22 protein-coding genes are annotated in these 22,512 nt (G+C 41.9%); 18 read left to right on the forward strand and 4 right to left on the reverse strand.

All coding sequences use genetic code 11. The annotated features are described in order from the left end of the window. Window positions 1-3: 3 nt before the first annotated feature. The 11 genes from GSR62_RS03575 to recD2 all read left to right on the forward strand — a co-directional run bounded on the left by GSR62_RS03575 (window position 4) and on the right by recD2 (window position 12,042). Entirely contained in the window at window positions 4-750 is a 747-nt protein-coding gene (locus tag GSR62_RS03575) for a DivIVA domain-containing protein (RefSeq protein WP_010688746.1), read from the forward strand. 313 nt (window positions 751-1,063) lie between these two features. After that, window positions 1,064-3,859: an isoleucine--tRNA ligase gene (ileS, locus tag GSR62_RS03580; protein ID WP_066023821.1), complete on the forward strand. Its 2,796-nt coding sequence runs from the start codon at window positions 1,064-1,066 to the stop codon at window positions 3,857-3,859. A 100-nt stretch (window positions 3,860-3,959) separates the two neighbouring features. After that, a complete protein-coding gene (locus GSR62_RS03585) occupies window positions 3,960-4,502 on the forward strand; it encodes an NUDIX hydrolase (protein WP_010688750.1) in 543 nt (180 codons plus the stop codon). Between the two features lie 10 nt (window positions 4,503-4,512). Further along, on the forward strand, window positions 4,513-4,737 hold the full coding sequence (locus tag GSR62_RS03590) for a hypothetical protein (RefSeq protein ID WP_035448958.1): 225 nt from the start codon (window positions 4,513-4,515) through the stop codon (window positions 4,735-4,737). A 20-nt stretch (window positions 4,738-4,757) separates the two neighbouring features. Beyond that, window positions 4,758-5,444 (forward strand): 5'-methylthioadenosine/adenosylhomocysteine nucleosidase, encoded by a 687-nt coding sequence (locus GSR62_RS03595; RefSeq protein ID WP_066023822.1) that lies wholly within the window; start codon window positions 4,758-4,760, stop codon window positions 5,442-5,444. A 12-nt stretch (window positions 5,445-5,456) separates the two neighbouring features. After that, the gene (locus GSR62_RS03600; protein WP_066023823.1) at window positions 5,457-6,605 is read left to right on the forward strand and encodes a cysteine desulfurase family protein; all 1,149 of its coding nucleotides are present in this window, start codon (window positions 5,457-5,459) and stop codon (window positions 6,603-6,605) included. 17 nt (window positions 6,606-6,622) lie between these two features. Continuing rightward, window positions 6,623-6,961, forward strand: a complete 339-nt coding sequence (locus GSR62_RS03605) for a DUF1831 domain-containing protein (RefSeq protein WP_010688761.1) — start codon at window positions 6,623-6,625, stop codon at window positions 6,959-6,961. Window positions 6,962-7,090: 129 nt separating this feature from the next. Further along, on the forward strand, window positions 7,091-8,218 hold the full coding sequence (gene mnmA / locus GSR62_RS03610; protein ID WP_035448964.1) for a tRNA 2-thiouridine(34) synthase MnmA: 1,128 nt from the start codon (window positions 7,091-7,093) through the stop codon (window positions 8,216-8,218). Between the two features lie 93 nt (window positions 8,219-8,311). Next, window positions 8,312-8,965 carry a histidine phosphatase family protein gene (locus GSR62_RS03615; protein ID WP_010688764.1) on the forward strand — a complete coding sequence of 218 codons (654 nt, stop codon included), beginning with the start codon at window positions 8,312-8,314 and terminating at the stop codon, window positions 8,963-8,965. 12 nt (window positions 8,966-8,977) lie between these two features. After that, complete coding sequence (locus GSR62_RS03620; RefSeq protein WP_066023824.1) at window positions 8,978-9,637, forward strand: tetratricopeptide repeat protein; 660 nt, start codon at window positions 8,978-8,980, stop codon at window positions 9,635-9,637. Between the two features lie 11 nt (window positions 9,638-9,648). Next, complete coding sequence (gene recD2, locus GSR62_RS03625) at window positions 9,649-12,042, forward strand: SF1B family DNA helicase RecD2 (protein WP_035448970.1); 2,394 nt, start codon at window positions 9,649-9,651, stop codon at window positions 12,040-12,042. 87 nt (window positions 12,043-12,129) lie between these two features. Here the strand turns inward: recD2 and GSR62_RS03630 are convergent, their stop codons facing one another. The 3 genes from GSR62_RS03630 to GSR62_RS03640 form a co-directional block, all read right to left on the reverse strand. Next, window positions 12,130-13,116, reverse strand: a complete 987-nt coding sequence (locus GSR62_RS03630) for a diacylglycerol/lipid kinase family protein (protein WP_010688767.1) — start codon at window positions 13,114-13,116, stop codon at window positions 12,130-12,132. A gap of 208 nt (window positions 13,117-13,324) precedes the next feature. After that, a complete protein-coding gene (gene rnjA, locus GSR62_RS03635) occupies window positions 13,325-15,001 on the reverse strand; it encodes a ribonuclease J1 (protein WP_010688768.1) in 1,677 nt (558 codons plus the stop codon). A gap of 3 nt (window positions 15,002-15,004) precedes the next feature. Then, entirely contained in the window at window positions 15,005-15,217 is a 213-nt protein-coding gene (locus GSR62_RS03640; protein WP_010688769.1) for a DNA-directed RNA polymerase subunit epsilon, read from the reverse strand. Window positions 15,218-15,501: 284 nt separating this feature from the next. Between GSR62_RS03640 and GSR62_RS03645 the strand changes: the two genes are divergently transcribed. Continuing rightward, window positions 15,502-15,972, forward strand: a complete 471-nt coding sequence (locus GSR62_RS03645; RefSeq protein WP_066023825.1) for a hypothetical protein — start codon at window positions 15,502-15,504, stop codon at window positions 15,970-15,972. A gap of 74 nt (window positions 15,973-16,046) precedes the next feature. Here GSR62_RS03645 and def read toward each other — a convergent pair whose 3' ends face one another. Next, window positions 16,047-16,604 (reverse strand): peptide deformylase, encoded by a 558-nt coding sequence (def, locus tag GSR62_RS03650; RefSeq protein ID WP_010688771.1) that lies wholly within the window; start codon window positions 16,602-16,604, stop codon window positions 16,047-16,049. Window positions 16,605-16,766: 162 nt separating this feature from the next. Here def and GSR62_RS03655 point away from each other — a divergent pair, with 162 nt between their 5' ends. The 6 genes from GSR62_RS03655 to GSR62_RS03680 all read left to right on the forward strand — a co-directional run bounded on the left by GSR62_RS03655 (window position 16,767) and on the right by GSR62_RS03680 (window position 22,507). Beyond that, complete coding sequence (locus GSR62_RS03655) at window positions 16,767-17,783, forward strand: Rossmann-fold NAD(P)-binding domain-containing protein (protein ID WP_066023826.1); 1,017 nt, start codon at window positions 16,767-16,769, stop codon at window positions 17,781-17,783. An 18-nt stretch (window positions 17,784-17,801) separates the two neighbouring features. Continuing rightward, window positions 17,802-18,092: a UPF0223 family protein gene (locus GSR62_RS03660; protein ID WP_035448977.1), complete on the forward strand. Its 291-nt coding sequence runs from the start codon at window positions 17,802-17,804 to the stop codon at window positions 18,090-18,092. Continuing rightward, window positions 18,092-18,877: an inositol monophosphatase family protein gene (locus GSR62_RS03665; protein ID WP_035448978.1), complete on the forward strand. Its 786-nt coding sequence runs from the start codon at window positions 18,092-18,094 to the stop codon at window positions 18,875-18,877. The genes GSR62_RS03660 and GSR62_RS03665 overlap by 1 nt, the downstream gene beginning before the upstream one ends. A 152-nt stretch (window positions 18,878-19,029) precedes the next feature. Next, a complete protein-coding gene (typA, locus tag GSR62_RS03670) occupies window positions 19,030-20,871 on the forward strand; it encodes a translational GTPase TypA (protein ID WP_010688776.1) in 1,842 nt (613 codons plus the stop codon). A 146-nt stretch (window positions 20,872-21,017) separates the two neighbouring features. Then, window positions 21,018-21,308 (forward strand): DUF1507 family protein, encoded by a 291-nt coding sequence (locus GSR62_RS03675; RefSeq protein ID WP_004048930.1) that lies wholly within the window; start codon window positions 21,018-21,020, stop codon window positions 21,306-21,308. Further along, window positions 21,305-22,507, forward strand: a complete 1,203-nt coding sequence (locus tag GSR62_RS03680; RefSeq protein WP_035448980.1) for an FtsW/RodA/SpoVE family cell cycle protein — start codon at window positions 21,305-21,307, stop codon at window positions 22,505-22,507. The genes GSR62_RS03675 and GSR62_RS03680 overlap by 4 nt, the downstream gene beginning before the upstream one ends. Window positions 22,508-22,512 lie beyond the last annotated feature (5 nt).

Here is a 22,512-nt window from a genome sequence, read left to right on the forward strand (position 1 = left end):
GGGATGTCATTGACCCCTTTGGATATTCATAATAAAGAGTTTCATACCAAGTTACGTGGTTATGATCAAGATGAAGTCAACGATTTCTTAGATCAGATCATCAAAGACTACGAGTTAGTCTTAAAAGAAAATGCACATTTAACTGAGAGCTTGAAACAAAGCCAAGAAAAATTGAAGTATTTCAATGATTTAAAAGATTCCTTGAATCAATCGATCATCGTTGCCCAAGAAGCTGCTGATAAGGTCAAAGCTAATTCGCAACGTGAAGCTGAGATCATCAATCGTGAAGCGCAAAAGCAAGGTCAAGATATTATTGACCAAGCCAATGAAAAAGCGCGTCATATTATCGATGAAGCTTCTAAGAAATCAAAACGTTTGGCTTTGGAGACCGACGATCTGCGCAAGCAAGCCCGTATTTTCCGGCAAAAGCTTCAAGTTATGTTGGAATCCCAGCTTGAAGTTGTTAAAGGTAGTGAATGGGACGATATTTTGCAACAAGGTGAAACAACGAGCTATGAAGCGATCCAAGAAGCAATTCGTCACGATGATACCCTTGACAAATCCAATGCAAAAGAAGTAAAATCATTCTCAAATGATACAGACGCCGAAAATGAAGTTTATGTTGCTGACAATACACCTGTGAGTGAACCAGTTGAAGAAGCAAAAGAGGCTGAAACAGTGGTCATCTTCCCTGATTCTAACGACAATGCTAGTTCACAACGCTTTGCTGATGACAGCAACAACGACTAGGCGTCTAGCTTAACAGATATAGTGCTAAGATTATAAGAGAACACGGACCTCTTTTTACGATGTCAGCGAGCCGGAAAAATGGTGCAAGGACCGGCCATCCCCTGAATTTAGGTTTATCATCTCTTTTTTATCAAACTGAAAGCAAGTAGGTTTGGTCGGTTGATCGCGTTATATGATCAAAGAGTGGAATTTATTTAAATTCTTAAATTGGGTGGTACCGCGAGATCTCGTCCCTTTGTGGGCGGGATCTTTTTGTTTTATCAAAAAGAAAGGATAGCTGTGTCTTACCACCTGAGCACAGTGGGTAAAGAGTATGCGAATCAAAGATACTTTGAACTTAGGGAAAACCAAATTCCCAATGCGCGGCAATTTGCCTGTTCGTGAATTAGAACGTCAAAACGAATGGGAAGAAAATAAGGTTTACGAAAAGCGCCAAAAATTAAACGAAGGTAAACCAACTTTTGTCTTACATGATGGACCTCCATATGCCAATGGTAACATCCACATGGGACATGCGATGAACAAGATCTCAAAAGATATTATTGTCCGTGCTAAGTCAATGATGGGCTTTAGAGCACCATATGTGCCTGGCTGGGATACACACGGGTTACCGATCGAACAACAGCTCAAAAAAGCTGGGGTCGACCGTAAAGCCTTATCTGTAGCAGATTTCCGGGAAAAATGTCGTGAATATGCTTTAGAACAAGTTGATAAGCAACGGACTGACTTCAAACGTTTAGGGGTCGCAGGCGAGTGGGATAACCCATATGTGACTTTAGATCCTGAATATGAAGCTCAACAAATTCGGGTTTTTGGTAAGATGGCAGAAAATGATCTTATCTACAAAGGTAAGCGCCCAGTTTACTGGTCTTGGTCATCAGAATCTGCTTTAGCTGAAGCCGAAGTTGAATATCATGACGTAACTTCACCATCTGCTTTCTATGCAGAACGAGTTCTTGATGGTAAAGGTGTCTTGGATGAAGATACATACATGGTAGTATGGACAACGACACCATGGACGATCCCAGCTTCAGAAGGTATCACGATCGATGCTTCCTTTGACTATGCAGTGGTCCAACCAGCAGGTGAAGAACGTAAATTCGTGATGGCAGCAGATCTGATCCAAAAGAATGCTGAATTATTCGGTTGGGAAGATGTTAAGACCTTGAAAGTCGTTAAGGGTCAAGATCTCGAATACATCACAGCGCAACATCCATTCTATGAAGATCGTGAATTATTAGTCATGTTAGGTGACTTTGTAACGACTGAATCTGGTACAGGTTTAGTCCACACGGCTCCTGGCTATGGTGATGATGACTACAAGATGGGGATGAAGTATGGCCTAGAGATCTTTGCTCCTGTGAGTGATACTGGTCATTTAACGGCTGAATGTGGTCCTGAATTCGACGGTGTCTTTTATGAAGATGCTAATGAAGTTGCTTTGAACAAATTACGTGAAGCTAACTTACTCTTAAAGGAAATGGATTATGAACACAGCTATCCATTTGACTGGCGGACTAAAAAGCCGATCATCTTCCGGGCAACACCACAATGGTTCGCTTCGGTCGATAAGATCAGAGACAACATCTTGAATGCGATCAATGAAGTTAAGTTCTTACCTGAATGGGGTCAAAAACGTCTCTACAATATGATTCGTGACCGTGGTGACTGGGTCATCTCACGTCAACGTGTGTGGGGCGTTCCACTTCCGATCTTCTACGCTGAAGATGGAACAGCTATCATGGAAAAAGAAACGATCGAGCATGTGGCTAAATTAGTCGAAGAACACGGTTCAAATATCTGGTTCAAGTTAGATGCCAAGGATCTCTTGCCAGAAGGTTACACTAACGAACATTCACCAAATGGTAAGTTTACTAAAGAAACTGACATCATGGACGTGTGGTTTGACTCCGGTTCTTCCCACCAAGGTGTTTGTGCTCAACGTGATTACTTGACCTATCCAGCTGATCTTTACTTAGAAGGTTCTGACCAATATCGTGGTTGGTTCAACTCAAGTTTGATCACCAGTGTGGCGGTTTCTGGTCATGCTCCATACAAGCAGATCTTATCCCAAGGTTTCACGCTTGATGCTGAAGGACGTAAGATGAGTAAGTCATTGGGCAACACGATCGTTCCTGAAGAAGTTATCAAGAAGATGGGGGCTGAGATCATCCGCCTTTGGGTCTTGAGTGTTGATACTTCAGCTGACGTGCGTGTCTCAATGGAAAGTTTTGCACAAATTTCTGAAAGTTACCGTAAGTTTAGAAATACGATGCGTTTCTTATTGGCTAACACAACAGATTTTGATCCAGCTAAAGATACCATACCATTTGACGAACTCGAAGCGATCGATCAATACATGTTGATCTTAGTCAATAAATTTACAAAAGAGATCTTGGATGACTATGCTAACTATAACTTCATGGACATTTACAAGAAAGTCATCAATTTTGTGACGACAGAATTATCTGCTTTCTACTTGGCAGTAGCTAAAGATGTTGTTTATATCGAAGCTAAGGATGCTAAGAAGCGTCGCTCAATGCAAACTGTTTTATACGAAACAGTTGTCCGCTTAGCTAAGTTGATGACACCAGTAATGCCACATACAACTGAAGAAATTTGGAACTTTGTCAAAGAACCTGAAGAATATGTGCAATTAGCTGAAATGCCTGCCGTTGAACATTTTGATAGTGAAGCACAGATCATGGAAAACTGGACTCGCTTCATGAAAATTCGTTCCCATGTTTTGAAGAGTTTAGAAGAAGCCCGCAATCAAAAATTGATCGGTAAATCTTTTGAAGCTCATGTAACACTTTATGTTTCTGAAGGTGTCAAACAAGAGTTGGCTAACTTAGGAGCTGACGTGCGTGAAGCCTTGATCGTATCACAATTAGATATCGCTGATCTAGCTGATGCTCCAGCAGATACGGATGATTATGGTGAAGTTAAGATCAAAGTTGAACATGCAGCTGGTGAAACTTGCCCACGTTGCCGTCGGATCACACCTGATGTTGGTACTGACGAACGTTTCAAGGAATTATGTGCTAGCTGTGCTAAGATCGTAGCTGACAACTTCCCTGAAGCTGTTACAGAAGGCTTAGAAAAATAATATTTCCTAACAAGCTGTGTTTTTGCCGTGGCAAGAGCATGGCTTGTTGATGTTTAGCCGGATCGTATTTTTTGCTATAATGACAAGTGAGGTGAACGAAATGGATTTTGAAGAAAAAGTTACAAATGTTGAACATTTATTTGATGGTAAAGTGATCGATCTTGATCGTGAAACAGTGATGCTTCCCAATGGAAAAGAAGCCTTGCGTGAGATCGTCCGCCATCATGGGGCTGTTGGTGTGATCGCGATCACGCCACAAGATAAAATGGTCTTTATCAAGCAATGGCGCTCACCTTTAGGGCAAGTGACCTTAGAGATCCCAGCGGGAAAGATCGAGCCCGATGAACAAAATTCGCCTTTAGAAACGGCAACGCGTGAGTTAAATGAAGAAGCACGTTACACGGCGGAAAATTTGGAATTGGTGATGCCATTTTACACATCACCTGGTTTTGCCGATGAAAAGATCTATTTATACCATGCAAGTGGTTTAAGCCCCGTAACAACTGAATTACCCCAAGATGAAGATGAATTTTTAGAAAAGGTAGAATTGACTTTACCCGAAGCTTTAAAAGCCATGCAAGAGGGTCTGATCTGTGATAGTAAAACGATCATGGCCGTGATGTTTTGGCAATTGATGAATTAGGTAACTGCCAATGACAGAAAACAATCCCGAAGAAAAACCATTGCGTCGGAGTAAAAAAACGGTCGAAGCCCCAGAAGATACTGGTTTTAGCCGGACTAAGACGCGTCAAAAACAAAAATTAGAAAGCCAAGCAGAAAAGATAAAGCAATTAGCAAAAAAACTGAACTATGCCATTATCGGTCTGATCGTTGCGATCATTTTAGTTTTTCTCTTTATGCGTTTTGTCAATTTCTAAGTTAGAAAGGTCGTTTATTGATGAAGTATGGAATTATTTGTGCGATGGAAGAAGAGATCAAGGAATTGCGGGCTCAATTGACCCACAGTACTGAAAAAACATTAGGTGGGATCGCTTTTTATGAAGGCCAGCTCAATGGTCACACTGTTGTTTTAGTGCGTTCTGGGATCGGTAAAGTTCAAGCCGGTGTGACGACAGCATTATTGATCATTGAATTTGGAGTCGATCACTTGATCAACTCAGGTTCCGCTGGTGGGATCGGTACGGGTCTTAGTGTCGGCGATGTGGTCTTTTCAACTGGGGCAGCTTATCATGATGCTGATGCAACCGCATTTGGCTACCTACCAGGTCAGTTACCACAGCAACCACAGATCTATCCAGCTGATGAAAAGTTGGTGCATGCTTTAGAAAAAGCAGCTAAAAAAGCTGATCTGACAACTAAGACTGGCTTGATCGTCACTGGTGATCAATTTGTGGCTTCAAGTGATAAGATCCAAGCGATCAAAGAGATCTACCCTGAAGCGCTTTGCTGTGAAATGGAAGGGGCTGCGATCGCACAAGTGGCTTATCAATTTAAAGTGCCATTTGTCATCGTCCGGGCAATGTCAGATGTCGGTGATGAAGATGCTGGACAAACATTTGACGAATTTATCATTGATGCTGGCAAGCGTTCAGCTAAGATGATCTTAAATTTGATGCAAGATTAGTGAGGAATAGACGTGAATAATATTTATTTGGATAATGCTGGGACAACCCCGATGGATCCAGCTGTTATCAAAACGATGACTGAGATGATGAACGATGTCTTTGGCAATGCTTCGGCGACCAATTCTTTTGGCCGCAAAGCGCATAGTATTTTAGAGCAAAGTCGTCAAAAAATAGCTGCTTCGATCAATGCACAAGATCCTAATGAGATCATTTTTACGAGCGGGGGGACCGAAAGCGATAATACTGCGATCATCCAAACTGCTTTGAAACGAAAAAATGAGGGACGGCATTTGATCACGACTATGATCGAGCATGAAGCTGTTTTAAAACCCATGGCTTATTTGGAGGAAAATGGCTACGAGGTGACCTATTTACCAGTCGATGAAAATGGTGTGATCTCGTTGGATGATCTAAAACAAGCTCTACGGCCAGATACGATCTTAGTTTCGGTCATGACTGGGAACAATGAAGTTGGTAGTCATATGCCGATAACTGAGATCGGAGCTATCGTGGCTAAAAGCAATGCATGGTTTCATACAGATGCAGTTCAAGCTTATGGGATCTTAGATATCGATGTCAAACGCGATCAGATCGATCTCATGTCAACTTCAGCGCACAAATTGAATGGTCCAAAACAAATGGGCTTTTTATACGAACGTGATGGCCTTGATCTAGCACCACATCTTATGGGGGGCGATCAAGAAATGAAGAGACGGGCAGGAACAGAAAATATTCCGGCGATCGCAGCATTTGCTAAAGCGGTCGAGCTCGAACAAAACGCTCGCGCTGAATTGACAGCACGTTACCAAGGTTTCAAGCGCCAATTAGTAGATAAGCTAGCTGAAAATGGCGTGGACGTGAAGGTAAATGGTAAAATGGGAGCAGATGAACTCCCACAGATCATCAATCTATGGTTTGAGGGATGCCAAAATGATGCGATGTTGACCAATTTAGATCTAGCAGGGATCGCAGCTGCCGCTGGCTCTGCCTGCACAGCTGGATCTTTAGAACCTTCACATGTTTTAGCAGCAATGTATGGTAAAGACCAAGCTCGGGTGAGTCAATCACTGCGCTTTAGCTTTGGTAAATACAATACAGCAGCTGAGATCGATGAATTGGTCGCTCAATTGACTAAGATCAGTCAACGTATCAAAAAATAAGTTAGAGGTGTGTAATTATGGCATATGGTACAACAGCTAAAATTTTAGGTGATACGACCACATATCAACTATCACCAAATGTTAGGAAGTATTCTTTACGTGATACGGGCTTTATTGAGACTAAAGGTGGTAAATTCCAATTAGAACGTTCACTAGATCCAGCCTCACCATTTAAAGGCTTTAAACTAAAGATCGTTGTTTCCGCTGATCTAAAAAGTTTCAAAATGGTAACGACGACCGCTAATGGCTTAAAAGAAGTCAACATCTTCAAGGGAAAAGATGCAGCGGCTAACCAAGAACAATTGGAATATATCTTAGCTGATCTCGTGGCGCGTAATGTTATCGAAAAAGCATAAAAATTTAATATAAAAAAGTAAGCGAACCTTGTCAAAGTTAGGAATAATCGTTATAATGGTAGCTACTGAATAAAACGACCTTCAAATCGTCTGGATTCAGAATCTAATGAAATGATGGTGAGTTCTTACATGCAAGATAATAGTAAGACAAGAGTTGTTGTGGGCATGAGTGGTGGCGTTGACTCGTCAGTTGTGGCTTATTTGCTCAAGCAACAAGGTTATGATGTTGTCGGAGTTTTTATGAAAAACTGGGATGACAAAAATGATAGCGGAGTTTGTACCGCAACTGAAGACTACCAAGATGTAGCTAAGGTAGCCGATCAGATCGGGATCCCATATTACTCGGTCAACTTTGAAAAAGAATACTGGGATGGTGTTTTCACCTACTTCTTAGATGAATATAAAAAGGGACGTACACCTAATCCCGATGTGATGTGTAACAAAGAGGTCAAATTCAAGGCCTTCTTGGATTATGCGATGGAATTAGATGCCGATTATATCGCAATGGGACATTACGCACAGTTGTCACGTGATGAAGATGGCACGGTGCATCTATTGCGTGGGGCTGATGAAAATAAGGATCAAACTTATTTCTTGAGCCAATTAACACAAAAAAATCTGCAAAAAGCAATGTTTCCGATCGGGAATATGGACAAGTCAGAAGTGCGTAAGATCGCAGAAGAGGCTGGTCTAGCAACCGCTAAGAAGAAAGACTCGACGGGTGTTTGCTTTATTGGTGAACGTGACTTCAACAAGTTTTTAAGTGAATTTTTACCAGCTAAGCCAGGTTTGATGAAGACTTTGGATGGTGAAGTAAAGGGCGAACACTTTGGCTTGATGAACTACACGATCGGGCAACGCCGTGGTCTAGGGATCGGTGGCGATGCTAAGAGCAATGAGCCTTGGTTTGTTGTCGGTAAAGATCTAGCAACTAATACTTTGTTAGTTGGACAAGGCTATCACAATGAGTACCTATACGCAACAAGCTTAAAAGCAAGTGAATTGAGTTTTGTTGCGCCGATCGAGGATCGTGGCAATGAGTTCCATTGTACAGCGAAGTTCCGTTACCGCCAAAAAGATTCGGGCGTTACCGTTCGTTTTAACGCTGATCGCACAGAGGTAGAAGTTATCTTTGACGAACCCGTTAGAGCGATCACACCAGGGCAAGAAGTTGTCTTTTATGATGGCGCTGAATGCCTAGGTAGTGGAACGATCGATCACGCTTATCAAAACGGCAAGCAATTACAATACGTTTAGAGATTTAGGGACTGTAGCTTAAGGCTATGGTCCTTTTTTCTTTGGGCTAGGTATGCTAAAATTTAGACAATAGACATGGAAGAGGGATGGATTTTGACAAAGTTGTTTTTTGTACGCCATGGAAAAACTGAATGGAATTTAGAAGGGCGTTATCAAGGGGCGCGTGGTGATTCACCATTACTCCCCGAGAGTTATCGCGAGATCGAAGAATTGGCGACTTATTTAAATGATTTTAAATTTGCTAAGGTCTATTGTAGTCCGATCCGCCGAGCTAAAGTGACCGCACAAAAGCTAGTCGCTAATTTAGCACAGCCGGTCAAGTTAGAGGCTGATGTAGCTTTCCAAGAATTTAACTTAGGAAAGATGGAAGGGATGAAATTTACCGAAGTCGCAGAAAAATATCCAGCTGAACTCGACGGTTTCCGGCATCACCCCGATAAATACGATCCAAGTAAGATCGAAGGTGAAAGCTTTGAAGAGTTATTTGAAAGAATGACCCCAAAGATCAAGGCGATCTGTGAACGTTATCCGAAAGATAATGTCATTATTGTCAGTCATGGAGCGGCTTTGTGTGCTGAGATCAGACATTTACTTGGGGTCCCGTTAGACCAAATCCGGGCTAAGGGTGGATTAGCTAATACAAGTACCACGATCTTAGAGACGAAAGATGGTCAAAACTTTAAGTGTCTGGCTTGGAATAAGACAGATTATCTAAAAAAGAAACTTGATCCGACTGATATTGTGTAAGAAGGTGTAATGATGAAACGGGCTAAACAAGATGAAAAGATGCAACAAGTCATCCAAGAATTGATCCAAAAGATCGATGCTGATCCATACGACCAAGAGAGTTATTATGCTTTAGGGACGGCGTTAACTGAAGAAAAGAGCTTTGCCCAAGCGGAAGAACTTTTTAAAAAAGCGCTCAATGCTTTGAGTGATCGGACAGAAAAAACAGAATTATTGCATTATGGACTGGGCAATGTCTATTATGCAAGTGAACTCTATGATGAGGCGATCGCACAGTTCAACTTGATCCAAGATGGAAAATTACAAGCCGAAGCCTATACGATGTTGGCTCAAGCTTATTATGCGAAAGCTGACTATCAAAAGGCTTTAGTCTTTGCTTTGACAGCAAGTGAGAAGATGCGATCAGCAGCAACTTTAAGTTTGATGGGCGATTGTTTTTTAGCCTTGGGCAATTTTGGCCCAGCCAAGGACTATTACCAACAGGCTTTGCAATTAGAACCAAATGACACGCGGATCAATTTTCAGTTGGGTGTGCTCGCAGTTGTGAACGGTGCTGACCCAACATCATATTTTGCGCGCGCCAAGCAAAGTGATCCTAAGCTCTATCAAACATTAAAGACACGTCTAAACGATGTGGAACAGACGATGCAGGCAACAACAAAGAAAAAATAAGGCGGTAGATGATGCAACAAGAGACACTGACACTATTTGATGAGGATAAAAATGAAGGTTATTTAGTCGCCGAAGTTCTAAATATCTTTTTTGAAGCACCAGCAAGTTTGTATAAAGTAGCGCTTGTGGGCATCACCGAGACCGATCTTGATCTAGACAGTGAAGTGACGATCACAGGGAATTTTCCCGAGCTCGTTGAGGGAACAAGTTACTATTTTAAGGGAAAGATCACCGAACACCCTAAATATGGCCGTCAAGTCCAAGTGCTCAGCTATAAGCCAGAGATCTTGTCTTCAAAAGATGGTGTGATCGCGTATTTAGCTGGTGATCATTTTGAAGGGATCGGTAAGAAGACAGCTGAAAAAATCGTTGCTCAGTTGGGCGAAAATGCCGTCGATAAGCTTTTAAATGATCCAACAGTTGCTGATGAGTTGGGTTTGAGTGCCAAGCAAAAGGAGAACCTATTAGCCGGGATCACAGCGGATAATGGGGCTGAACACACTCTGATCGGCTTGAGTACATTAGGCTTTTCCGAGAAAATGGCGGGTAAGCTCTTTGAAAAATATCGTGAAAAGACTTTAGATGTCGTCCATGAAAATCCATATCAGCTAGTTTATGATATTGAAGGCTTCGGTTTTAATCGTGCTGATCAGCTAGCTTTGAAACTGGGTGTGGCTGCGACAGCTGAAGTTCGCTTAGCGGCGGCGATCTTTGAAAGCATGGCCCAATTGAGCCTATATTTGGGAAATACTTATACGGATGGTCCCACATTATTAAAAGAGGCCTTACGCTTATTAGAGCAGAGCCGCCCTGAGAAGATCGAACCTGAATTATTAGCTGATCAGTTATTGAAAATGGGTGAAAAAGGCCAAGTGATCTCAGATGATAGTCGGATCTATTTACGACGCTACTATGAAGCTGAATATACGATCGCTGAAGAGCTCAAGCGTTTGGCGACTAAAACAAGTGAGCAAGAGGTAAGTGATACCCAGATCGATGACTTTATCCAAGCAATCCAAAAAGATCTCCAGATAACGTATGGTCCTGATCAAAAAGCGGCGATCAAAGCGGCTGTTAAAGCCCCAGTCTTTTTACTGACCGGGGGACCTGGTACAGGTAAGACTACGATCATTATGGGGATCGTGCGGACGTTTGCGGCGCTACACGAGCTTGATCTATCAGATACGAGTCAAACGCCGATCCTCTTAGCTGCTCCTACCGGAAGAGCTGCTAAGAAGATGAGTGAAGCTACTGGGTTACCTGCTTCAACGATTCACCGCCTATTGGGCTTGAATGGTCGTGAAGATGAATTGCCTGAAGAGACAAAAGTACTAGAGGGTCAATTATTGATCGTTGATGAAACTTCGATGGTCGATACTGTCTTGTTACAGTTACTATTAGAAAGTATTCCCGAACAGATGCAAGTTATCTTTGTGGGGGACCGTAATCAGTTGCCTTCAGTGGGACCAGGTCAGGTCTTTTCTGATCTGTTAGCCAGTGAAACTTTACCGCAAAAAGAGCTCGCCAAGATCTATCGGCAAGGTGATGGGTCAACGATCATCAAATTGGCACATGCGGTCAAGGATGGGATCGTCCCACCTGATCTAATGCAAAAGACCAATGACCGTTCATTTATTCCTTGTCATGCCGATCAAGTGAGTTCAGTGGTCGAACAAGTCGTTACAGCAGCTTTAGCTAAGCAAAATAAGAGTGATGATGTTCAGATCTTAGCGCCTATGTATCGTGGGGCTGCCGGGATCACTAACTTGAATCAGACGCTACAGGCACTCTTGAATCCTAAAAAAACACAACAAAAAGAGATCAAGTTTGGAAATAACGTATTTCGGATCGGTGACCGTGTTTTACATTTAGTCAATGACCCAGAAAATAATATTTTTAATGGCGATATTGGTAAGATAGTCGGGATCGAGTTGAAAAAAGATCGCCCCAAAGAAGATAAGGTGATCATCTCATTTGATGGTCAAGAAGTCGAGTTTGGTCGTAAAGATCTCATCAACTTGACACTAGCTTATTGTATGTCGATCCATAAATCACAAGGTAGTGAATTTCCGATCGTGATCTTACCTATGGTCCAACAGTATTCACGGATGTTTGCCCGGAACTTGCTCTATACAGCTTTAACACGGGCCAAGGAAAAGCTTATCTTATTGGGTGAACCAGAAGCTTATGCTAAATGTATTCAAACTGTAGCCTTAAACCGTAAAACTACGCTTACGACGCGTTTATGGGAAGTTTTGGGTAAACCGAAGAGTTCGGACACTAAAGAAGCTACTAAAGCGGGAAGTGCGCCCAAGTTTATTTTAACGCCAGCTTTGGTCAAAACGGGTGAGATCGACCCGATGATCGGGATGGATAATTTGACACCGGCGGATTTCATGCGGTAATAAAGTGAGTCAATGTAGTCTACAAAACGAGGGTCCTACTATGATGCGTTTTTGGCATCATAGTAGGACCCTCGTTTTAGATCGGCATTAATCGCGTTTGGTAACAGGTACCCCTTGGATATTGATCCAGAAAGGATATTTGATCGTCCCAAAAAAGATATCGTAGTATTTACTTCCAGCTTCTTCACCGTCGATCTGACCGTACTCTAAAGAATTGATGATCAGATGGATATTTTTATCTTTGTAGTGATGAAGATAGGGAAGTTTAAGTTGCTTTTGGAAATAGATCGCGATACTCAATGCTAAAAATTTAAAAAAGCCTAAGTTATCAGCGATGATCAAGTCAAGCTGATGATCATTGATATCAGCTTCCGGGGATAAGATGATCCCATTTTCAAAATAAGGATGGTTAGCGATATTGACTAAGCGGGCATGTTTAAAGAACTCATATTTATCACCGATCCTCAAAGTAACTGCAAAGGCTTCTTGATTTAAAAAAGCGGTGAAAACATTTACGAGATACGCCAAAAAGTTCAAGTGAAGCTTGAGCAAGATCTTACGTAAACGCATATGTTTATGCACGTTAGCATTTAGACTGATCGTATAAGCATCAAGGCCGATCCCAAAATCATTTAAAAAGTATCCTTGTTCGTTATGAGTCGTTTCTTGATATTCCCCAACATTATAGTAAGTCGGTTCAGTTGCAGCCAAGATCTGCTCTAGGGCAACTAAAGGATCTGAAGCGGTCCCGATCCCCTTGGCAAAACCGTTATTATGGCCAACGGGGATAAAAGCAAGTGGAACTTCCAAAGGAGCTTCGTGTTTGAGGGCATTGAGCGTCTCATTTAAAGTTCCGTCTCCACCCACGACTAAAACGACACGGTCTTTGAGATTTTCCGCTTTTTGCTTGCCAAAATTTAAGTGGATCAACTGTTTAGCATGGCCAACATGTGTGGTTTGATGCGCTTCATATTTAACTTGGCGAGTAAGCAAAACCTGTTCGACTTGCTCCCAAACGTTAGCAGCTTGACCATGATCAGCATTTGGATTAACAATAATAAAGAAAGTTTTCAAAACGAGCGGTGATATAAAATATGGACGTTATGGGAATAACGAGAAAGATCATATATGTCCTTTCCTTTATTTTCGAACTAAGCAAAGCCTGATCCATATTAACTTTCTTCAGGCGCTAGTAACTATTAAACAATTATAGCTAATATTTTAGCAAGCGACAAGCACAAAAAAGCAAGCCAAAATCTACTCTTGGCTTGCTTTTTGGCGTTTAAACTGTAACAAACATTGGTAAGATCATTGGATGACGCTCGGTTTGTTCGAAAAGGAACGTTTGGAGCTCAGCAATGATATTTTCACGCAACATTGCTTCAGTAACTTTTTCATTTTTCAAAGTCTGTCTGATCGTCCGATAAACACGTTTACGTCCTTGTTTGATCAATTCACCAGATTCACGCATATAGATGAATCCACGTGATAGTAGATCAGGCCCAGCTAAGATCTCGCGTTTTTGCATATCGATCGTAGCAACTACAACGACGAGCCCTTCCTCTGAGAGGATCCGGCGATCGCGTAAGACGATATTACCGATGTCACCGATCCCGGAACCATCGACATAGACGTCTTCAGCGTTGAAGTGCCCAGCATAACGGGCGGAATCTTTAGTCAAGGCTAAGACATCACCGTTTTCCAAGATAAAGGAATTTTCGGTAGGGACATCGCATTTTTCAGCCAATTCAGTATGGATCTTCAACATCCGATACTCACCGTGGACTGGCATGAAGAATTTAGGCTTCATCAAACGAAGCATCAATTTTTGTTCTTCTTGCCCACCGTGTCCAGAAGCATGGATATTATTGACCTTACCATGGATGACCGTGGCGCCAGCTTCTTCAAGTTCGTTGATGACTTTGTTGACACTCAAGGTGTTACCTGGGATCGGCGAACTTGAAAAGACGACCGTATCGCCTGGTTGGATCGCTACTTGACGGTGGGTCCCATTAGCGATCCGACTTAGAGCAGCCATAGGTTCACCTTGCGAACCGGTACATAAGATCATGACTTTATTAGCGGGTAAGCTATTGATCTCGCGTGCATCAACGATCGCATCATCTGGGATATCAAGATAACCTAATTCCCGTCCGTTTACGATAGCTGCTTCCATACTACGGCCAAAGACTGCGATCTTACGTCCCTTAGCGATCGCAGCCGCCGCAGCTTGTTGGACACGTGAGATATTTGAAGCAAAGGTCGCAAAGATGATCCGACCTTCGACTTGTTCGAAGATCCGTTTGATCGATTTGCCGACCCAGCGTTCAGATTTGGTGAAGTTAGGGACTTCGGCATTAGTACTATCGGATAGTAAGCATAAAACGCCTTCTTCACCCAAGCGCGCCATCTTTTGAAGATTAGGGGCTTGGTTTGTGATCGGAGTTAGATCAAATTTATAGTCACCGGTGCAGACAACAGTACCAGAAGGGGTCTTGATCGCAACACCTAGGGTATCAGGGATCGAGTGCGTAGTTCTAAAGAAGGACACGCTCGTCTTTCTGAAACGTAGGACAGTATCTTCATTGATCTCATGCAATTCAGTTGAGTTCAATAGACCATGCTCTTCTAGTTTGCTCTTGATCAAGGCAAGGGCTAATGGACCAGCGTAGATCGGAACGTTTACCTGTTTCAAAAGGTAAGGGATACCACCGATATGGTCCTCGTGCCCGTGTGTAATGACTAAAGCTTTGATTTTTTGCTGATTTGCGACGAGGTATTGATAGTCGGGGATGACGTAATCGATCCCTAAAAGGTCATCTTCAGGGAACTTGATGCCGGCATCGACGACGATGATCTCGTCTTGAAATTGGATACCATAAGTATTTTTCCCAATTTCGCCCAGACCACCGAGTGCAAAAACGGCGGTCTCGTTATTTTTAACATTTAGTTTTTTCATCTTTTAAAACTCCGTAAGTTTAAAAGCTGGACTTTCCTTTTCGTATTCTAAAGCTGCGTCGCTCAATTCTTCGATAAATTCAACATTGTATTCGGTATTTGATTCTACTAAAACGCGTGCTTCTGGTTCTGAGTCAGCTTCTAAATATAAAGATTCCGTGTTTTCACGGCGTGGATTGATTTTTTTCGTTGGTTGATAATATACTTTAAAGATCATTAATGATTCTCCTTTTATGAAATTAATTATAGTTATTTGCACTTATATAAAAGTTCAAATCAGCAAAAATAAACTTCCGAACAGGGATTGTTTACACAATAATTAATCCTATTTTACCATAGTTTACAAACTAAGTATATAAAGTTGATCAAACGCGCCAGATAAAAGACTAGACAAGGTCACGGGCGAGATAAAGGCTAAGATACTTTTAAGTTTAGATGTCCAATAATGCTAGTTTGTCTAAATTTGGTATATAATCAAAGAGTAAACAAGTAGGTGAAGTTATGGAATTTTTATATCTGATCATTGGAGTGGTCATTGTCGGAACATTAGCCTTTATTTTTCAGCGATATCGCCGAAAGAAAGCATTGAAATTGATCCAGCTGGACAGTCAAAAATTGACGGATTCAGTGATGGAGGCAAGTTTAAAAAATTTAAAGCTGTTAAATGAAAGTTTAGCAGCTTCAGCCTTGATCTCAGATGTTTGGGGCAAGGGAGTCATGGCTTTTGAATATCAGCTTGAAGTTAAAGATTTAACTAACGCCGATCTAAATGGTCTAAAAAAACAGCTCGAACAGCAACTAGCAGTACATGCTAAAGCGCAAGGAATCAGGGGCTATCAGCAAAATAGGGCTTTTGTAGTCTCTGATATCTGGTTGAAAGATGGTATCTTGCATATCGACGTCTCCTATCTAGTCAATAAGGCAACTGTTGAATATGTCAATGATATGAATACTTTAGAACAAAATAATTAAGCAGGTCACAAATAACGAGGGTCTCCGGTATGATGCGTATGTACATCATGTCGGGGACCCTCGTTGTTATATGATTAAAGCAAGATCAAGTCTTCAGTGGCAGCGAATGGATTTTCTTTATTGATGTGATCAAAGAACAAGACGCCATTCAAGTGGTCGATCTCGTGTTGAACGACGATCGCAACATAGTCTCGTAAGCGTTCAACGTGTTCGTTGCCATCTAGATCATACCAGCGCAATTTGATCCGAGCATGGCGTGGAACGTAGCCAGGGATCTCACGGTCGACCGAAAGACAGCCTTCACCTTCTGCTAGGGCAGCCATTTGGACTGATTCACTCAAGATCGTTGGGTTGATCAAGATGTGCTTAAATAGTGGTTCTTGACCTTCTTCTTCGCCAGGAACTAGGACTGCAGTCATCCGTTTAGATACATCGATCTGAGGTGCTGCTAGTCCGACACCGGCGCGGAGGTTGTATTTTTCTGCGATCTCAGGGTCTTGGCTGTTTTCTAAAAATTCCATCATTTTTTGAGCAGTTTGCTTTTCTTCATCGCTCAATGGAAATGTAAATTTTTCTGCTCGTGCCCGCAAAGTTGGGTGCCCTTCGCGGATAATATCATGCATAGTGATCAAAAATAATCATCCCTTCATTTATTTCTACCTTGATTTTAGCACATTTTAGGAAAAAAGTTTTCAGCTTTTTAGCGTAACGTTTTCGTGACAAAGCATGGTAGCTGTTACATTATTGTTAGATAAGGCTAGAAATTATTGTGCTATAATTAAAGAGAATTTTAAATGTTTACGAAAGTACGTTTGCGTTTTAACACTAAAAGAGATATACTTTTACTTTTGTATCGTGGCGGTCCAAAAGAGATCACATTTCGGCAAGATGAAAAGTGGAGGATTCAAATGGATAATAATATGATGATTTGTGGGGAAAACCCTGAACTGCAGTTATTTTTACAGACATGTATCTTACACGATGAGCATTTAAAATGTTTTTGGTTCCAGATCAATGAAACACCTACTGACCAAGTTGTTTCATTAGTTGAAAGTTCAGCTTTTGCCGATAATTTTGTATTAGAGGCAACTGCACATCCAAAATGGGATGAATTACAGCTGATCTTACTGGGAACACCACCCAAAGATTATGTTGAGGCTGAGGGGGAAAATGCACAACGTCGCTGGGTCCAACTGGTGATCAATCAAGCAATGGCTAATGGTTTTAGGGGTAAGATCTGCGTGGTCTTGCCCCATGATCATCTGTGGGTCTATTCGGCTTTGCGCTTTTCAGGCTTACCCGCTAACAATGTCTTTGGTTTAGGCACGATGGGACTTTCTGAAACGGTTGCCCGCTTATTGGGTGAACGTTTAGATATCGGGAGCGATCCGATCTACGCTAACGTCATCGGCACACAAGACGAGGCTTTTATCGCTTGGAGTCGTGCGCAGATCGCCGGTAATTCGGTTTTAGGGATCGTTGCGCAAGATAATAGTTTATTTGGACAGGCAAAATTAGACGAGATCACTAAAGATTACCAAGCTAAATTGGTGCAAGCAAAGGAAGTCGTAACAGTTTTGTGTTTACAACGGATCTGTCGGGCATTGTTTTTCAATCATCCGATCTTAGTGCCTTTGACCCATGAGATCGAATTTGCTAAGCAAAAGATCGCGGTCAGTGAGCCTGTTGTTTTGTCGAAACAAGGGGTAGCTGTTTTGACAAAATTGACACTCTCAGAAGAAGAATCGACACAGTATATGGAAGTAAAGCAAAACGTTTTAGCTGAATTAGAAAATTTACGTAAACAATAGATAAAGGTGAGGTTTAAGATGAAGATCAGTGAAAATTTTGAATACCCACTATTACCTGAGTGGACGACCGCAGAGATCATTACTGCAAGTGAATTTTACGAAGCAGTTGAGAAAGTTTATACTACTGGGATCGAACGCGAAGAGTTTTTAGCTAAGCATAAAAAATTTTTGCAAATGGAGCCAGCGATCATGACTCAAAAACAACTCGATCGAGATTTTGAGCAAGCTTCAGGGCTCAGTATTTACCAGGCGGTTAAGCTGGCTAAGGCAACGACTGGCAAACGAGTAAAATTTAAGGAAAAGGGTTGATGGTGGTGACTGACTGGAAAACGATCAATGCTAGTGTGCAAGAGTGGTTCAAAGAAGTTCGGTGCCAATTGTTGGCTGGTTGTGAGGAAGAACTACAAGTTGCCCAAAAAAGTGGACGCACCGATCTAGTGACTAATATCGATAAGCAAGTTGAAAAATATTTGGTCACTCAGATCAAGCAGACTTTTCCTGGTTCGCGTGTTTTAGGCGAAGAAGGCGATCATGACCAAGATCTGGCGACCTACCAAGGTTTAGTTTGGATCATCGACCCGCTGGATGGGACCTTGAATTTTGTGAAGCAAAAGGACCATTTTGCAAGTATGCTAGCAGTTTATGAAAATGGTCATGAAAAATTGGGCTATATTCTCGATGTGATCAACGATAAACTCTATTGGGGCGGACCGGAAAGTGGCGTTTTTTGCAATACGGCTCGGTTGCCCCAAGTGCCTGATCTTTCCCTGGAACAGGGATTATTCGATGTCAGTGGACGGATGCTAGTGCGCAATTACCGCAATGTTGCCCAAGTTGCCGAAAAAAGTATGGGGATCCGCGTCTATGGCAGTGCAGGGATCGGTTTTATCCATGTTTTGACCGGTAAAACAGTGGGCTATTGCTCCCATCTGCATCCTTGGGATCATGCAGCTGGAAAGATATTGGCAAAAGCGCATGGTTTGAGCGTAAAAAGCATTGACGATAGTGAATTAGATGTGCTATCATCAAGTGATGTATTAGTAGCGACGAAAAATGCTAAGAACGATATTATCAAGCTGATGCGCAAGCGTTAGTTTGAAACTGTGGCACTAAGTCACAGTTTTTTTATGTGGGTTCTTGAAAATGAGATAATTTTTTTCATAACATTCAAAGTCGATAGGCCGTTAGGGTTATTGAATTGAAGGGGCATTTCTCAAGCAGTAGATTTTGAAAGGAAGAAACAACTTTGAAAACACGTGATGATATTCGTAATGTTGCGATCATTGCCCACGTTGACCATGGTAAGACAACATTAGTTAACGAATTATTAAAACAATCAGATACGCTTGATGAACATACCGACATCGGCGATCGTGCAATGGACTCAAATGATATTGAAAAGGAACGTGGGATCACGATCCTTTCCAAGAACACAGCGGTAAAATATAACGGTAAACAGATCAACATCTTAGATACACCAGGACACGCCGACTTTGGTGGGGAAGTGGAACGTATCATGAAAATGGTCGATGGTGTTTTGCTTATCGTGGATGCGTTCGAAGGAACGATGCCACAGACACGTTTCGTGTTGAAAAAAGCTTTAGAACAACACTTGACACCAGTGGTCGTGATCAATAAGATCGACCGCCCAGGTGCTCGTCCAGAAGAAGTTGTCGATGAAGTGTTAGATCTCTTTATCGAACTCGGTGCTGATGAAGAACAACTTGAATTCCCAGTTATCTACGCTTCTGCGATGAACGGGACTTCTTCTTTTGATTCCGACCCAGCTAAACAAGAACACACAATGGATCCGATCTTCAACACGATCTTGGATGCTATTCCAGCTCCAAAAGATAATGCTGATGAACCATTGCAATTCCAAGTTGCAATGCTTGACTACGATGATTTCGTAGGTCGTATCGGTATTGGTCGTGTCTTCCGTGGCAAGATCAAAGTGGGCGATCAAGTTACAGTTATGAAACTTGATGGTACACAAAAGAACTTCCGTGTAACTAAACTCTTTGGTTTCTTTGGTTTGAAACGTCTTGAGATCCAAGAAGCTAAAGCCGGTGACTTGATCGCTGTTTCAGGGATGGACGATATCTTCGTTGGGGAAACAGTTTGCCCAGCTGATCATCCTGAAGCATTACCATTATTGCGGATCGACCCACCTACATTGCAAATGACATTTATGACAAATGATTCTCCATTTGTTGGCCGCGACGGTGACAAGGTTACTGCACGTAAATTAGAAGATCGTTTGAAGATGCAATTGCACACGGACGTTTCTTTGAAGGTCGAAGATACTGATTCACCAGATGCCTGGACTGTTTCTGGTCGTGGTGAGTTACACTTGTCGATCTTGATCGAAATGTTACGTCGTGAAGGCTTCGAATTGGCCGTATCTCGTCCTAAGGTTATTTACCGTGAGATCGATGGTCAATTATGTGAACCATTTGAAAGTGTGATCATCGATACACCTGATGAATACTCCGGTTCTGTTATCGACTCAATGGCACAACGTAAAGGTGAAATGTTGAACATGGAAACTGGTTTGAACGGCCAAACACGTTTGGTATTCTCAACTCCAACACGTGGTTTGATCGGTTATGATTCCCAATTCCTTTCCATGACACGTGGTTACGGTATCTTGAACCACACATTTGCCGAATACAAACCAGTTATTCGCAACTGGGAACCTGGTCGTCGTAACGGTGCCTTGGTTTCGATCAACCAAGGTAAAGCAACGACTTATGCGATCATGGGTGTTGAAGGCCGTGGTACGATCTACGTTGATCCAGGTACAGAAGTTTATGAAGGTATGATCGTGGGTCAATCTTCACGTGAACGTGATATCTCAGTTAATATCACTAAAGGTAAGAACATGACCAACGTTCGTTCTTCTAACAAGGACCAAACAGCAACGATCAAGAAACCAACACATTTGACATTGGAAGAATCGCTTGAATTCTTGAATGAAGATGAATTGTTGGAGATCACGCCAGAAAATATTCGTTTGCGCAAACGGATCTTGGAAACAAATGCGCGTGAAAAAGCAGCTAAAAAAGCAGCTAAAGCAACACAATAATAGTTAAACTAAACCACAAGTGTGATTTCGATCGCACTTGTGGTTTTTTAGTAATTTTGTAAATATTTTTAATGTGTTACAGTTGGACAGACATATTCAAGCGGTTTTATGATATAATTGCGGAAGTATGAGAGGAGATCAAGTTGATGGAAAACTTTATTTCAAAACAACAGGCTTTAGCTGTTTTACAGCAAGATGCAGCTGAGATCTGTGACCTATTAGGCAAGCAAAGTAATATTTTGTGTCGGACGGATTGTCCCGCTTTTGAAGAAGTTGCCGACACAAGGATCTATGGCTTTTCTTGTGAAGTCAAGTTTTTGATACGTAGTGGTTTATTGACCACTTCGGAGGGGCATCAGCTGATAAAAGAACTTGAAGAAAAATTGGGTAATATCCAAGCAAGGGTGACACCAGACGTTGGAGTGGAATGGGAATGAAGACAAAGTTTCTAAATAAACTAAAATATTTTGATTATGGCTTATTTATACCTTTTCTCATTTTAGCCTTGATCGGGATCGTGATGGTTTATTCGGCTAGTTCGATCAATCTATCATATTTGACCGGGAAGACGATGCAGTATTTTATCCGGCAATCGATCTATGTGATCATGGGTATCGGTCTGACAGTACTATTTGCGCAAACGAACCCACGGTGGTGGCGCAACCCGCGGATGTTGCTCTATGGCTGGGGCTTTCTAATGTTGCTCTTAGGTTATGCCAAGTTCTTTACTTCAGCTATCAATGGGGCAAATGGCTGGATCAATTTAAAAGTGATCAGTATCCAGCCTTCTGAAATTTGTAAGTTATACTTAGTGATGTTTTTAGCTAATCTTTTTGCTAATTACACAACCAAAGGCAAAAATGTCTTTTATAAAAGAATGATGAGAAAGCGTGTTACCAAGGAATTATTGATGTTACTGATGGTGCTATCAATGTTGTTACTGATCGCATTAGCGCCTGACTTTGGTGGTTTTGGTATCAGTTTTGCGATCGTTGTCGTGATGTATTTAGCGTATGCTGATATAAACTATAAAAAGAGCACGTGGATCATTATTTTAGGGACCGCATTCCTAGGGATCGGGACTTATCTTTTGCAGTTTACCACGGCGCTTAACAACACGAGCCTTGGTTATATCAGGCAACGCTTTTTGGCAGTGTTTGATCCATTTCAATATGCTAATTCGAGTGGTAAACAGTTGGTAAACTCATTTTATGCGGTCAGCAACGGTGGCTTGATCGGGCGCGGACTCGGTGAAAGTATCCAAAAAAGAGGCTATCTTCCCGAACCGTACACCGACTTTATTCTCTCAGTGATCGCCGAAGAATTAGGCGTATTGGGAGCGGTCGTCGTGCTGTGTTTACTGGCTTGGATCATTTTAAGGATCTTTTTGATCGGTATTCGATCAAAGAGCGTCTATGCGATGTATTTTTGTTATGGTGTAGGGACCTTTATTGCTGTTGAGACCTTCTTTAACGTTGGTGGGGCGATCGGCTTGCTACCGATCACCGGTGTTACATTGCCGTTTATCTCTTATGGGGGCTCAAGTATGATCGTTTTGACGGTTGCTTTGGGGATGGTGATGAATATTTCAGCAACGCAAAAACGGGGCCTTGAAGTAGAAGTTTTTGGTAAGTAAGTTTG

The sequence above is a fragment of the Ligilactobacillus animalis genome (assembly GCF_009933595.1).
GTDB lineage: Bacteria > Bacillota > Bacilli > Lactobacillales > Lactobacillaceae > Ligilactobacillus > Ligilactobacillus animalis.